General features: G+C 36.3%; 10 protein-coding genes and 1 other RNA gene. All 11 read left to right on the top strand.

Features of this window, described 5'->3' with window-relative positions; genetic code table 11:
* Positions 1 to 146 precede the first annotated feature (146 nt).
* Positions 147 to 983, top strand: a complete 837-nt coding sequence (locus tag MUW74_RS02770; RefSeq protein WP_243518727.1) for an outer membrane beta-barrel protein — start codon at positions 147 to 149, stop codon at positions 981 to 983.
* Positions 984 to 1,212: 229 nt separating this feature from the next.
* The gene (gene lepB / locus MUW74_RS02765) at positions 1,213 to 2,310 is read left to right on the top strand and encodes a signal peptidase I (RefSeq protein WP_243518725.1); all 1,098 of its coding nucleotides are present in this window, start codon (positions 1,213 to 1,215) and stop codon (positions 2,308 to 2,310) included.
* 14 nt (positions 2,311 to 2,324) lie between these two features.
* Positions 2,325 to 2,722: RNase P RNA component class A (gene rnpB, locus MUW74_RS02760), an RNA gene on the top strand.
* A gap of 39 nt (positions 2,723 to 2,761) precedes the next feature.
* The gene (proS, locus tag MUW74_RS02755) at positions 2,762 to 4,234 is read left to right on the top strand and encodes a proline--tRNA ligase (RefSeq protein WP_243518709.1); all 1,473 of its coding nucleotides are present in this window, start codon (positions 2,762 to 2,764) and stop codon (positions 4,232 to 4,234) included.
* Positions 4,235 to 4,247: 13 nt separating this feature from the next.
* Positions 4,248 to 5,489 carry an FtsX-like permease family protein gene (locus tag MUW74_RS02750; RefSeq protein ID WP_243518707.1) on the top strand — a complete coding sequence of 414 codons (1,242 nt, stop codon included), beginning with the start codon at positions 4,248 to 4,250 and terminating at the stop codon, positions 5,487 to 5,489.
* A gap of 63 nt (positions 5,490 to 5,552) precedes the next feature.
* On the top strand, positions 5,553 to 6,557 hold the full coding sequence (gene tsaD, locus MUW74_RS02745; RefSeq protein ID WP_243518704.1) for a tRNA (adenosine(37)-N6)-threonylcarbamoyltransferase complex transferase subunit TsaD: 1,005 nt from the start codon (positions 5,553 to 5,555) through the stop codon (positions 6,555 to 6,557).
* A gap of 381 nt (positions 6,558 to 6,938) precedes the next feature.
* Complete coding sequence (locus tag MUW74_RS02740) at positions 6,939 to 8,528, top strand: mechanosensitive ion channel family protein (RefSeq protein ID WP_243518696.1); 1,590 nt, start codon at positions 6,939 to 6,941, stop codon at positions 8,526 to 8,528.
* A 69-nt stretch (positions 8,529 to 8,597) separates the two neighbouring features.
* Positions 8,598 to 11,540 (top strand): hypothetical protein, encoded by a 2,943-nt coding sequence (locus MUW74_RS02735; RefSeq protein ID WP_243553054.1) that lies wholly within the window; start codon positions 8,598 to 8,600, stop codon positions 11,538 to 11,540.
* Between the two features lie 224 nt (positions 11,541 to 11,764).
* Positions 11,765 to 12,787 (top strand): UDP-N-acetylmuramate dehydrogenase, encoded by a 1,023-nt coding sequence (murB, locus tag MUW74_RS02730; RefSeq protein ID WP_243518692.1) that lies wholly within the window; start codon positions 11,765 to 11,767, stop codon positions 12,785 to 12,787.
* Between the two features lie 221 nt (positions 12,788 to 13,008).
* Positions 13,009 to 14,766: an HD domain-containing protein gene (locus tag MUW74_RS02725; RefSeq protein WP_243518690.1), complete on the top strand. Its 1,758-nt coding sequence runs from the start codon at positions 13,009 to 13,011 to the stop codon at positions 14,764 to 14,766.
* Between the two features lie 237 nt (positions 14,767 to 15,003).
* On the top strand, positions 15,004 to 15,437 hold a 434-nt coding region (locus MUW74_RS02720; protein ID WP_243553053.1), incomplete at its 3' end, for a hypothetical protein.

Genomic DNA, 15,437 nt, shown 5'->3' with positions numbered 1-15,437 from the left:
CATAAGCCATAGTGGTGAACAGAAACAGGCTATATCAAATTTTTTAATTAAATTTGACAGTAAAATTTAAGCGCCTAAATAATATTTACACATTTAAATGAACAGGCCCAGTAGTCGATTAAATCCAATTATCATTTAATTTTAATATGCATAGTTTTAAAAAAAGTATAGTATGCTTACTGCTTTTAGCCTTTATCCCATCATCTAAAGCCGTAGCAGGAGATTTGAGTTATGGTATAAAAATAGGAGGGGCTAATTCTTTTACTAAATTCAACGACAAACTAAAGGACGCTCTTTATATAGAAGCACTACAACAACTAGAACTACAATCACAACAACCAAAAGAAGTGCTAAAGCAAATAGGGCTAAACCTAGCAGTAAATTCTAGGATGTGGAATCCTTGGTTTGGGGCTGCTTTGTATATGGAGTATGCTTTTAACCATCACATAGGATTAGGGGCAGAGTTATTGTATAATAGATTTAATGCTATTATCAATGGAGCATATGACGTAGCAGATAACACAAAACTACCAGCAGAGCAACTAGAAGGACAACCTAAATCAGCCTCTTTTACTATAATCCTCACTACCCATACTATTGGTCTGCCTATACTACTGACGTGGTATTGGACGGGGGCTATTCGACCAGACTTTAAAGAAAATTATTTCCTTGGTCGTCTTTTCGCGGGCCTTCACAGTTTTTATTGTATTAGCCGTAGTCAAAAAGTTGAATGTATAGCTTATGGTAAAGAAGTGAAAGAATACTCCACCGATGGTTTTAAAGATGTTCCTTTTGATAAAAGCGAAAAAAGGCTAAAATTTGGATTTATAGGTGGCATCTCTTTGGAATTTCCAAGTGGGTTGCTGATCGAATTAAAAGGTATGATTCCTTATAATCTGTTCAATGTACCCAATAAGGACGACCGCTCCCTTGTTGCATCTATTCATTTTTCTTTGGGCTTGAATTTAGCTAAACTATACTAACCCGCTATGGTCTAAAATAATATAGGCATGCAACCAAGGCATCCTTGTACAATAATTTATACAGCTGACGAGCCTTTTTCTAGCAAAATTCCAAAGAGTGTCTTATATTGGGCCCTAGTTAACTAGGGCAATAGATCGCTTGTTAAAGCTATTGCCAGTAGCAACAAAATTGTTAATTGCAAATAAATTTTTGCAAGAGGGCTACTATTTTTTCTAATGAAGCATACGAATGAAAACTTCTTTTTCAGCTAAAAAACAAGGTAAAGTTCTCTCAGCTGTAAGTGCCATTCGCGAGTGGGTAAGTTCTGTATTTTTGGCTGCTATGGCAGCTGCCTTAATCCGCTGGATGGTGATTGGGCTTTATGTTATACCTTCTGGATCAATGGAGCCAACACTTTTAACTGGAGATTTTGTATTGGTGAGTAAGATCCACTATGGTGCTCGTACACCAGCTACTCCCTTGCAAATTCCTATTACCCATCAAACCATTCCAGGTACAAAAATACCCTCTTATCTTGATTGGATTCAATTGCCCCAATACCGTTTGCCTGGATTGAGTAAGATCAAACGCAATGATATTATTGTTTTTAATACACCAATAGGTGTACACCCTCCTGATTTACGTGAGTACTGGATAAAGCGTTGCATTGGATTGCCTGGTGATTGGGTGCACATAACTCATAAGCAACTTTATGTTAATCATACACCAGCAGATCCGGCGGGGAAAGTTCAATATTGTTATTTCATGAAAACCAAACGGATCTTGAACAATGCTTTTTTTGAGAAAAATGATATTAAAAACCCGGTACTATCCACTGTTCCGGGACATGAAGGTTATACTATTTATACCACACCAGAAAAAGTTAAGCAGTTAACCACTGTCTTGCCTACTTATATACAGTCAGTAGATCCGGTAGAAGATGAGGTAGGATCCCTTAAGTCCAATATTCATTCAGCTTTCGGTTGGACCAAGGATAATTTTGGGCCATTGCAGGTGCCTAATAAAGGAATGGTTATTCCAATGGATGCACAGCATATTTTATTGTATGGCGCTACTATACAAAGATTTGAAGAAAAGAAAAATATCCGGTTTACGGAAGCTGCATGTTGGATAGATGGCCAAAAAGTTGACCGCTATACTTTTTGTAAAAATTATTACTTTGCCATGGGAGACAATCGTGATCAGTCGGGTGACTCTAGGTTTATTGGGTTTATTCCAGAAGATCATATTCTGGGTAAGGCCGTTATGGTCTTGCTATCTTCAGATAGAAGCAAATCGTTTTTCAGTGGTATTCGTTGGAATAGGCTATTCCACATAATAAATTAGTAGTTAATGATAGAAAAACAAGCTGGCTTGTCGCTTTGGTTATCAGTAGTCAAAGAGGAAAGTCCGGGCAATGCAGAGCACCCTACTTCCTAACGGGAAGGCATATGTAGCTTACCTGCATATGACAGAAAGTGCCACAGAAAATAAACCGCTATCTCTAAGTTTAAGATAGTAAGGGTGAAAAGGTGAGGTAAGGGCTCACCGCTCTATTGGTGACAATAGAGGCAAGGTAAACCTTAGGGATTGCAAGGCCAAATAGGCATGTCTACGCTATCAGCGTGACGGGCTGCTCGTCCGTTTGTCAGGCATGTGGGTGGGCCGCTAGAGGCTATAAGTGATTATGGCTCCAGATAAATGACAAGCAGTGTGCTAGTGCGCATTACAGAACCCGGCTTATAGGCTTGTTTTTCTTTATTTATATACCTTCTTTATTGCTATTATACCTTTAAATATGACTCCTTTACCTACAAGAGCCTCCAATTTTTCGGCTTGGTATAATGAATTGGTCCTACGCGCAGGTTTGGCAGAGAATGCTTCTGTACGTGGCTGTATGATCATCAAACCCTATGGGTATGCCATTTGGGAAAAATTACAAGCTATTTTTGATAGCGCCTTTAAAGAAACGGGCCATGTAAATGGTTATTTTCCTTTATTCATCCCAAAATCTTACTTAAGCCAAGAAGCTGGCCATGTGGAAGGTTTTGCCAAAGAATGTGCTGTTGTTACTCATTATCGATTAAAAATGGCTGAAGATGGCCATGGTGTGGTGGTTGATCCTGCTGCTAAGTTAGAGGAAGAACTTATTGTGCGTCCTACTTCAGAGGCGATTATATGGGGTACTTATAAAAATTGGATTCAATCTTATAGAGATTTGCCTATTTTACTGAACCAATGGTGTAACGTAGTCCGTTGGGAAATGCGTACCAGACTTTTTTTACGTACCACAGAGTTTTTATGGCAAGAGGGTCATACGGCTCATGCTACTCGAGAAGAAGCCCAAGCAGAAGCTTTACAAATGTTACATTTGTATGAGCGCATTGTTAGAGATTATATGGCGATACCTGTAATAAAAGGTGTTAAAACCCTAAGTGAACGTTTTGCTGGTGCGGAAATAACCTATACCATTGAGACCCTTATGCAGGATGGTAAAGCCCTACAAGCTGGTACCGCCCATTACTTAGGCCAACGATTTGCTAAAGCCTTTGACGTGACCTTTACCAATCAAGCCGGCATACGAGATTATGTATGGGGTACTTCCTGGGGTATTACCACCCGTTTGATGGGGGCATTGATTATGGTCCATTCCGATGATGATGGCCTAGTATTACCCCCTAAAATTGCCCCTATACAGGTAGTAATGGTTCCGATTTATAAAACAGCAACAGAACGAACGGCAGTCGTTATTCAACTTTCTGAATTTCAGAAGATATTGATTGCAAAAGGTATCCGAGTCAAGTTAGATGATAGAGATACCCGCAAGCCAGGTTATAAATTTGCAGCATATGAACAACAAGGCATTCCTATTCGTCTAGCCTTAGGGCCTAATGATTTGCAAAACAAAACGGTTGAGTTGGCGCGTAGAGATACAAAAGAAAAAATAACCATTCCTAGCGGCTATTTGGCCCAACAAGTTACCGATTGGTTAGATGCGATACAGAGCCATATCTATCAGCGGGCGTTGGCCTTACAGCAGCAGCGTACTATATTGGCAGATGATTATGCTACTTTTAAAACCCTTATAGCTAGTAAAGCCGGCTTTGTGTTGGCTCATTGGGACGGTACTACAGAAACAGAAGAAAAAATTAAAGCCGAAACAAAAGCTACTATCCGTTGTATACCATTAGATGGTCAAGAAGAGCCAGGCTACTGTATTTATTCAAGCAAACCTTCTAGCAGACGGGTCATTTTTGCGCAGGCCTATTAAACATAGCTAGGATATGTTATCCTTTCAAACCATTGGTTGGATTACGCTGGTTGCCAATCGGTTTAGGCAATGTAACCGTGATACTTTTGCTGCTTCCATAGATAAAATAGTTACTTTAAGCATTACCGTAGGTACGACTGCTATATTGATTGCAGTAATGGTAATGCTTGGATTTCAAAAAGAAATTAGAAAAAAAATAACTGCCTTTGGTGGCGATTTTGAAATTACCCAATATGGTGGTGTGCAGCATCCTTATGAGCCAACTCCTATACAAGCTAGCCAAGTGAGTCGTCTGATGGCGTATTTGCCTAGCTGCATTAAAAAAATAACCCCATTTACCCAAAAGATTATGCTTGTTCGTACAAAGGAAAGTGTGGAGGGTGTATTGTGCAAGGGTATGGATCCTATGGTAGCCGATACAACCTTAGCAACCTATCTAATAGCAGGTAGGTTACCTAACTTAACCAAGGCTACCCATGCAAATGAATTATGTATTAGCCATCGCCTAGCTCAGAAACTATCCATTCAGCTAGGTGGTAGCGTAGTCGTACATACGATATACCCTAGCCCACGCTACCGAAAATTAAAAATTGTTGGTATCTATCGCACCTATTTAACGGATATCGATGAAAATTTAGCTTTTTGCGATATGCGCCTTTTACAACGGTTAAATAATTGGTCTTCAGAAATGATAAATGGCTATACCATTTTTTTGAAAGATCATCTTAAGCCAATAAAAGCATGGCGGGACACTATTTTACCCCTTATAGACTACGGTTTAGTGCTTGTTAGTACCCAACGCAAGTATGCTAGTTTTTATGATTGGCTCACTATTATTCAAAAGAATACAGCTATTTTTATTCTTTTTGTACTGTTGATAGGGGGATGTACGATGGTGGCTACCATGATGATTCAGCTTATGGAGCGTAGTTATATGGTAGGTGTATTAAAAGTTTTGGGAGCTTATAATTGGCAAATAAATGCTATTTTGCTTTATAATAGTCTACGTACACTTTGTTTTGGCATGGTATATGGTAATCTACTAGGTATAGGCTTATGTCTTTTGCAAAACCACTATAGATTGCTTAGACTTGAACCAGCACTTTACTACATGCGTTATATTCCTATTTATATTGATTGGCAAACTATTCTATATCCTAACCTAGCCATCATAGCTGCCCTTTTGCTTGCTTTATGTCTTGCGATTAATTGCTTAAAGCACAAGAAGGTGGTAGAGGCACTACAGGAGGGGTAAAGGGATGGTTATGCTACTTTTTTCTTGATCAAGCTGTTTCATGCAAATTTTCTATTTTTTAAGATGACTCATCCATTAACCATTCTTGGTATTGAATCGTCTTGTGACGAAACAGCTGCTGCTGTAATCCATGGTGGCAAAATAGTCAGCAATGTGGTGATGAGCCAATTGGTTCATCAATCATATGGTGGTGTTGTACCAGAGCTTGCTGCGCGCGCACATGAAACAAATATAATGCCTGTTGTAACTGCTGCGCTGGAACAGGCAGCCACGCAAAAGAGTGCATTAGATGCGATTGGGTTTACCCAAGGGCCAGGGTTGTTAGGTCCACTTTTAGTGGGCAGTTGTTTTGCTAAATCGTTAGCCTTTGCGTTGGGTATTCGGCTCATAGGTGTCCACCATATGCAAGCCCATGTACTGGCTAATTTTATCGATCCACCTAAACCGAGTTTCCCTTTTCTTTGTTTGACCGTTAGCGGCGGACATACCCAAATTATTTTGGTAAAAGATTATTTTGCCATGGAAGTTCTAGGAGAAACGCAAGATGATGCGATAGGAGAGGCCTTTGACAAAATAGCTCATTTAATGGGGCTGAGCTACCCGGGTGGTGCTTTAATAGATCGTTATGCACAAGAAGGAGATCCGCAAGCCTTTGCTTTTCCAACTACCCATATGCCTGATTTTGATTTTTCATTTAGTGGTATCAAAACCGCTTTTTCCCTTTTTATTAAAGGTAAAACCCCTGAATTTATTCTGACCAATCGGGCTAATATCTGTGCTAGTATTCAAGCCATGCTGGTGCGTATGTTATTGGATAAATTGACTAAAGTTGTTCAAAAGAGCGGTATTACCACTATTGCATTGGCAGGAGGTGTAGCTGCCAATAGCTACTTACGCAGGCAGCTCAAGGAGCTCGCAGCGCAACATGGTTGGCGTCTTTTTATACCAGCCCCTGCTTATTGTACAGATAATGCAGCTATGGTGGCCATCACCGCTTACTATAAATATCAGTTGAAGCAATTTGTTGGTTTAGATGCCAAATCCTTGCCTAGGTGTTCAATTACATAAAAGGGGAGCTTGTGCATGAATTTTTTAGCAGCATAGCGCAACAGAGTGTATGGCTACAAACTAGTAAAATATCCTTTATCATTTTTGAGTATTACCATTCAACATTATGGTAAGGCTAGCTAAGAAAAACGCGCCCTTGGAAAAAGTTGCCATCAGCTTTCATCAGCGCTTGCTTTTTTAGTTACTTTTTACTGGTAAAAAGTAACTAAAAATAGATTATTTATTTACCAATGTTTTGAACAGATACTTTTGAGTTATGGGTAATAGTAAGCTTTTTACTTAGCTTGCTTATTTTTAGATAAGGATGCTTGTATAACAGCTAAAATATAGCTTAAATTAAGCTCAGCAATCATCTACATACAATTAAATAAAACAGTACGCATGAATATAATCTATCGATTTTGTATGCAACTAGGGCAATTTATAACCTATTTTCTACGGATAAGGCAGGTGGCATACCTTGTTGGCTTTGTATGTGCTTGGATGCTACCCTCTATTATATTACAAGCAAATGCCAAACGTTTGGATGACCCCAAAATTAATTTAAGCTCTCCATATCATACCGTATATACCCATTTTTTACTTTTAAACCCTGGTAATAAAGCTTCCGCAAAGGCAGGTATAGTCTTTATGCATGGTGAAGTCTATACTGAAAAAAGTAAAGAAATAGCCATTAAGTTAAAAAGATTACTGACGCTGCATGGTATTAACGTGGATACGATCCCTAAGGATCCTAATTACATAGATCCAATGGTCAATGAAAATAGATATATTTTATCTAGAAAACTACCAAAGGTCTACTTAATCAAGCATGGTGAAGCATGGCGTTATAGTGCAGAAACCGTGGCCTTCATAAAGAAATATGAAGAATTAGATAGGTTACACACTTGCTTATACTATTTTTTACCTGAAGCATTTTGCAAAAAAGAGATTTTAAATATTGCTATTTGGCAATACATTATATCTATATGTTTGATCATGGTTATTTGGCTTACTCATAAGTTGATGCCTTATTTTTTAAGATTTGTAATTCACAAGTTTATAGGTAAAACCCATAAGCAATTCTTAACTATAGAACGCTTATTGCTTGCACTAGTTACCGTTTATTTTTTAAGAATAGGTCTGGCCATATTCCAGTTTGAAGCTTTGATCTCTTTTATAAATCGAGTATTAGAAGCTACCACTTCGTTTGTATGGATGTGTTTAGCCTATGAGTGTATTAATCTGGTACAGCATAGAATCAAAATTGCCAAGCAACATCATAAGTTTATGATTCATATTTTGCCTCTTTTTAGTATAATGGCTAAAATTATTGTAGGGATTGTTGGCTTGATCAAAACAATTGATAACCTTGGATTTGAAACAGAATCCTTAGTAAAAGCACTATCATTTAGTACCTTGGGGATTGGTTTAGCTTGCCAAGATACTATTAAAAACTTATTCGGATCACTTATGATTACGATGGATAGGCCTTTTAGTGTAGGTGATGAAATTGTTTCGGGAGGCATTCGTGGTAAAGTAGAAGAAGTAGGTTTGCGCTCTACCTTGGTACGTACTAAGGAAGGCTCTTTGGTTTACATACCTAATGCAAAATTAGCTGATGCCTATATTGATAACTTTGGTAAAAGAACTTCTCGCATGGTTTGTTTAGAAGTGCCGCTTAATTATGCTATATCTTTGGCAGCGTTACCAAGATTTATAAAAGGATTACAAGCAATTGCTCAATCTCAACCGTTGGTAAAACCAGAAAAAACTAATATTTACTTTGATAAAATGAATGAAAACGGATTTGTAATCATTTTCAACTTCCATTTGGACACGGCTGAAAGTAGGCTAGAATATGCATGCAAAAATAGGATCATACCCCTTATCTTAAAATTGGCCGAACAACTTGATATACGTATAGGACAGTTACAATATATTACCCACATAGTGGGTGATCATCTATCTGTTGAACATAGCGGTAAATAAGGAGTTGCTAAAAGGTCGTAAATAGTTTATATTCCCGCTTTTACACTATATAGCTAATTAATTTTAAATATGTCTCTATATCATTTATTCTACTGTTTTTTTTTCAAACAAAAAACGCAAAAATCTTTTATTAGGTTTGTTTATTGTTTATTGTTTTTATGCTTTGCCTTTTTGGTTGATGCAAATCAAACACACAAAATAGCTACCCCTCATTTTAGTATAGCTTTTGATAAAAGTTGTATGTCTTCAGCGCAACGCATCGCCAATACCCTAGAAACGATATACAAACCTGTATCTAAAACATTAGGGGTATATCCTAGCCCGCTTCGTTTGTTGATCAACAATAAATCTACTGAACTTAACGGATCTTTTGTCTATCTTCCACGCCATATAAATTTTTATACTTTATATCATCCTGATCCCAATTTTATTGGGAATGGTGATTGGCTAAGTCTATTATGTATCCATGAGTTTAGGCATGCAGTACAATATAGTATTGAATACCATAGTACCCCTTGTTGGCTTAGACCTCTATATTTTGGGGCAAATCTTATTGCTGTATGCGGGGTTCCTAGCTTTTTCAAAGAAGGTGATGCAGTTGGGATAGAAACAGCTTGTTCAAAAAGTGGTCGAGGTCGCTTACCTGGATGGGAAAAGGTATACAAAGCTAACCTCTTAGAACGTCCCCCAATTAGTTTTGCTAGACAAATCTTTGGTTCTTTGAAACACGATATACCAGATGAATACCACATAGGTTATTACTTTACTACACATATCAGAAGAAAATATGGTGCAGATTCCATCAAAGCTATTTTTGAACAAAACGTTCGCAGCTTACCCTATTTCGGATTTTACCATGCCATCAAAAAAGTTACCAAAAAGTCCATACTAGACTTATATAAGGATATGAACCAAGCACTGTTGCTTAGTTGGCAAAAGCAGCTAGAAGGTTTAAAAATTACACCTGCCACCCAGCTTACTACTAAAAAATCAATTGATAGCGTTGATTATATCGCGCCATTTATCGACCAATTGGGTAATCTGATAGCTTGGAAAACAGGTATGGGATTACGTCCTCAACTGGTTCAAGTTGGCAAGCCATTTTCTCAACCCACTACATCGAAAAACAAATTTTCATCTTGGGAAAAGGACAAACCTATATTGTACTTTAGAGATACGCTTCCATCTACTGCTTGGGCTATAGGTGAAGGGTGTGCTGCTTGGTTAGAAGCCTCTTCCTATTCTTGGCAAAAGAATAGACAAACGATTCGTTTGCAATATTATGATTTTAAGCAAAAAAAACGACGAACGCTTATAGCAAGCAGTAGGTATGTTGCACTAGCCATAGGGCCTAGTACCCGTCAAATGGTTGCCGTAACATCCGATGAAACAGGTAAGCATTTTTTAGTTGTTTTAGATACAAAATCTGGCAGCATAGTTAAAAAAATAGATAACCCGGATCAAGGCTATTATTTCACCCCTAGTTGGGCTGATGCAGATCATGTAATAGTGGTAAAAACCAAAGACCAAAAGAATAGTATTTTACGGATCAATATCCATACAAATGCAACAGAAGTGCTCTTGCCTTGCAGCTATGAACATAGAAGCCAACCTAAGCTGTATAAAGACTATTTGCTCTACAATAGCTCTTACAATGGTATTGATAATATTTATGCGATGCATTTGCCTACAAAAGCTTGTTTTCAAGTTACCTCAAGGAAGTATGGGGCTTACTTAGGTATGGTAGATGCTAAGACCAATCAGCTTGTCTTCAGTGATTATACTAAAAATGGTATGGCCATAGTGGCTATGCCTTTTGATCCTGTTTTATGGACACCGCTAGAGAAAGTAGAGGATAGATCTATACGGTATTATGAGCCATTGGTTGCGCAAGAAGAGAATAGTGATATACTCACCAAAGTGCCGAACCATTTATATCCTTTGACTAAGTATGCTTATCTAAAAGAGAGTTTAGCCTTTTTGGGGCCCAGTATAGTGCCAAATTTGAATGATCGAGGGCTACACCTCGAACCTTTTAGGTTAGTAAATTTACAAGACACGCTAAAAGTTACCCCCTATTTTTACCAAAATGCTAACATAGGCGGCATACATAGAGCACCTGACTATAAAACAACTGAAATAGGACTAAAGGTTAAATACAGCACTATTTATCCAGTCGTAAAAGCAAATATGAAAACTACCAGACATAAGCATATAGAAAATAAACAATTCTGTATCCAAGGGCTTTGTTTTACTCAAAATATAGATGAAACATACTGGTTTCCAGGCTTAGATATAGCGGTTAAGCTTCCTTATTATTTTACTTTAAGGAGTTATGCAGGGCAAGCAAGTTTAACGGCTACCATCAATCTAACTAGATCCAATAAAAAAATAAATCATACAAAAACATACCATTTTAAGATAAAAAATAACTCAACATTAAGTAAAAAAGATATTGAAGTACCCTGTAGTCAAGCACTTAGTATATCTTTTACAGATTTTAACAAGCATTATCATGAACAACGTGAAAATTTAATTCGGGTTTTTAATAAATTTTCCTTCCCAGGAATTGGCCATCATCATTATTTCATTTTTCAACCAGATATTTGTCGAGAACAAGATAAAAGGCAAGACTTCATTAAGTACAGTTGGAAACAGGAAATTAAGTTAACCTATGGGTTTCCTTTATTTTATCCAGAGTGTGGTATACCGCTGATTTGGTTTTTAGAGAGCGTATCGATGGAGGGTTGCTATAAATATAATTGTGCATATTTTAAGAAGAATGAAAACTTTGCTGGTATGGTTCCTGCTATGTTTCTTGATAGGTCTGACCATACTATAGGTACAACACTTACTTGCGTAAGTAGATTGTTATCTAATAAAACACTTCCTCATTTGACATTTGTTGTAGATTTTGATTTCTTTAAAAAGAAGGCTAAGAAGTGGTTATTTGATTTTTCATATGATTTTAGGGTCAAATTTGATGTTTTTGGTGCAGTGAAAAATAAATAGTTGCATCTTTAGACCCTCTGTACCCTCATTTTTAATGAGCAAGTTTTAGAAAAGATGTAGTCCAGCACCGCAGCATATTAAATATACTTGAGGAGTATAGACAAGCTTTGACACCAAAATGAAAATTGGAAACAGGTTTTCCAAAAGTTCTATTATTCATGTTTTTAATTAATTAGCTTGGATCTACACTGGGCAAGTCTTACATCTACTAGAATAAATTCACAATGCATGTCATTAGCCACTACCCTTTAGAATCATTAAATAGTTTCAAAATTCCAGCATGTGCAGCTCATTATATTCAGTTGGCTAGCCTAAAAGATATAAGTGATTTTTGTAGTGCAGTAAATGTAAAACAAACACAGTTTTATATTCTAGGTGGTGGTAGCAATACACTATTTGTCACAACATTTACTGGTTATATACTGCATGTGAAACTATTTGGTATTCAAGTGATCGAAGAAAATCGCTATAGAGTCTTGATTAAAGCAGCTGCAGGTGTACTTTGGCACCAACTTGTGTTATTCTGTATTGAACAAGGCTATGGGGGTATAGAAAATCTATCCTTGATTCCAGGCACGGTTGGGGGTGCACCTATACAAAATATAGGAGCATATGGTATAGAGTTTAAAGATATAGTGGATAGTATTGAAGCCATTGAATTATCAACTGGAAAAAGTATCATTTTTAAAGCCTCAGCCTGTGGTTTTGGTTATAGGACAAGCTTCTTTAAAACGAAATGGGCAAATCAGTATCTGATTACAAGTATCACGCTAGCTTTACATAAGGAAAAAATTTTTTCTATAGAAAATGACGCGATTCAAAAAATGTTAGAAAAAATGGGGGTTAGGCAACTATCATTTAAAGCAATAAGTGATGCAGTTATTGCGATTCGAAAACAAAAATTGCCAGATCCTGCTATTTTGGGTAATGCAGGTAGCTTTTTTCAAAATCCTTTCATATCCATAAAACATTATCAATCACTTAAGCAAAAATATCCTTCTTTAATTGCTTACAAAATGCAAGATCGAGAAGAAATAAAAGTCTCTGCAGCCTGGCTTATAGAAGCAGCAGGTTGTAAAGGGTTACGTAACGGAAATGCAGGTGTATATCCCTTACATGCGCTTATATTAGTAAACTATGGAGGAGCTACTGGCCAAGATATTATAAACCTAGTTAACCAAGTCAAACAAAAAGTAAAAAATCAGTTTAATATCACTTTAATCCCAGAAGTTAATATTGTAAGGTGATGCTATGGCATCAATAGACTCAGCAATGAAGTCTATTTGAATAAGTAGATATCAATCAATATTTACTATATTAAATTGATTTTATTAGCATTTTATACTGCTCAACCTTCTTATTATTGATGGCACTACTTAACATACGCTTGCTAACAGTTTGTATATCATTACTCCTAATAATATGCCGTAATCGTAGCTATACATTCACTGATTTGAGAGGATGTATTTTGGAAAATAAAGAATTGGCTATCGTTGCCTTTACCCTAATGGCGACTATCATAGCTGCTAAAATTGCTTTTATGCATCAAACAAAAAACTTGCGTATATACAAACGAAATGATAAAAAACGAGTATGGTTAGGGTTCTATATCATTACCACTGCTGTGGTCACTTATTTGAATTTTAGAACTGGGATTATAGGTGCTTCCTATCGAATGGTCATGCAACTTATGATAGGTATTTGTTTTTTAAGCCTGATGTTTTTTTATGTTGGTCATAAACAAGGTGTAGCAAAACAGCCTAAAAAAAAACATATAGACTATAAACTAACCACTATTTCATCAAGATTCTATAAAGATTTATCGCAAAACAATCTCGTACAAATCATAGAGCATGCAACTAAATGCATTAGATTTGTAGACAATTTATTTGTCTATAAGAAAAATTTGCAGAATATTATCGGTAAGTTTTATGAGTGGACCATGCTATTCAGCGAAAAGAGTCAACCGCAAATTTATGAATCATCACAACCAACTGAAATTACACTAGATGAGTTAATAGGCAAAGTAGAATCTGCTTTAATAGAAAAGATTGGGTGTTTACCTAGATTACTTATAAAAAAACAATATTGTACTAATGATGGCCTATCAAAAAAAATTGTATGTAATGTCAACCAGATGATTTGTTTGTTGGTTACAGCTGTTTTGCGTATTGCCAATCTAGATAATTTAGACAAGGAATTTGTAAAACTCGAACTATATAGCACTCACTTACAAGTGCATAAAAGTGACCCTATGCACAATCAAGATTTTTCTTTCATAATGTATCGAGCCCTAGCACTGGTATTAAGTAGTTCTGATACACCTCCTGCTGAAATTCCCAAAGTAAAAAGCTGTTATCGACATGTTGAATATAGCAACATAGAACTTATAAGACGTAACAAAATAGCACCAAACTATACAGATCCTCAAAAAGATACGATAGAGTCTCTTATTGATAGCAACTATGGATATATAGAATATCCTAAAGCTAATAAAAATACTATGCTATTGGTAGTACCTGCAGATATAGAGTCCATTTGCAAACAGACCATTAATCAACCATGCACAAATGATTTGAAACCAGAAGTACCTATAATGCTTAAAGAAGAAGCAGATTCTATGATCATCTTAATGCAATTCTGTGACTTTATTTGTAGATCGTTTAAAAATATTAAAGCAGAGACTATTGGAGGTACGCTTTTATTGCTTAAGCGACGTTTTGGCACTAAGCAACATGCATCCGGAGCATTATTTTATATTCGTGCAGTCGAAATTACTAGGATAATCACTAAATGGATATTCCAGGCCTCTGAACCTATTTATGTCTGCCTACTCTATGATTTAGTACGTTATACCGATTTGCCTCTTGCTTATATTAAAGACAATTACAACTCAACTGTGCACGCACTTGTACAGAGTGTATTAAATATAAATACGCATCAAACAATGGCATCATCTTTACCTAGGGTAAAAAATCATTATAAAAAAGCAGTAGATAAGGATCACCCGGAACTTTTTGTGCTCTATATTAAATTAGCAGAGCGACTATATGACCTACGTCATGCTGAAAATTATACTCGGTTAGAGGAGGTAAAATATATGGCTACAGAAACGCTAAAAATAGATATAAAATTAGCAAAAAAGTATTTAGACCCTGCTATGGCTGAGGCATTAGAAATAGCAGCCAAACATGCAGAAGCCTATCTGGCAAGAAAAGGTTATTAGTTAGTGCGTGTTTTTTATTTTTTGGTATACGCTGTCTAAAAACTGAATGAAAAATCAATTTTTTTATTAAATTATTTTTGAGCAATTAATCCCTTAATTTAACAATGCTAACTCAAAAAATATTAATAAAATTAGGAAAATCCATATAATATAGAATAAAATTGCAGTTATTCTATTTAATCAAACTAAACCCATCATTTTAAAATTGTTCACATTACAACTTAATATAATAAACCAATGTTAAAATTTAACTTCAAAAAATACTTTTTTTTAATTCTATTAGGCTGCATAGTACATGGTTGCGGGGACTATACACAACATCAATCACTGTATGCGAATGAAAATACCAATGGAAATAAAAACCATGCCAGCACTAGTTCTATTGCACGTCCAGAGCCGGAAGGTTTGTTTGTAATGTTGCATGGTCATAATATGGATAATGACACAGATTATAATCACGAGCTAGCTGTTGTAGAAAAGGTTAGGAAAATATTAAAAGATAAGGAAACGTTGGTTAATTCTTTTATGCCAACATGTAGAGAGGGTAAGAAATCTGATGACTTATCCATAGATGACCAAGCAAGCCTAGTGATCAACGAAACAAAAGAAAAATTAACAAAAGATTTTCAAAATAAATTCCCCCAATGGTCACCAGAAGAGATTGCGCGAGA

This window comes from Candidatus Cardinium sp. cBcalN2 (assembly GCF_022810445.1).
In the GTDB taxonomy this organism is placed as follows: domain Bacteria; phylum Bacteroidota; class Bacteroidia; order Cytophagales; family Amoebophilaceae; genus Cardinium.
Note: the sequence above shows the minus strand (reverse complement) of the source record. Positions and strands in the feature narration are given on the sequence as shown.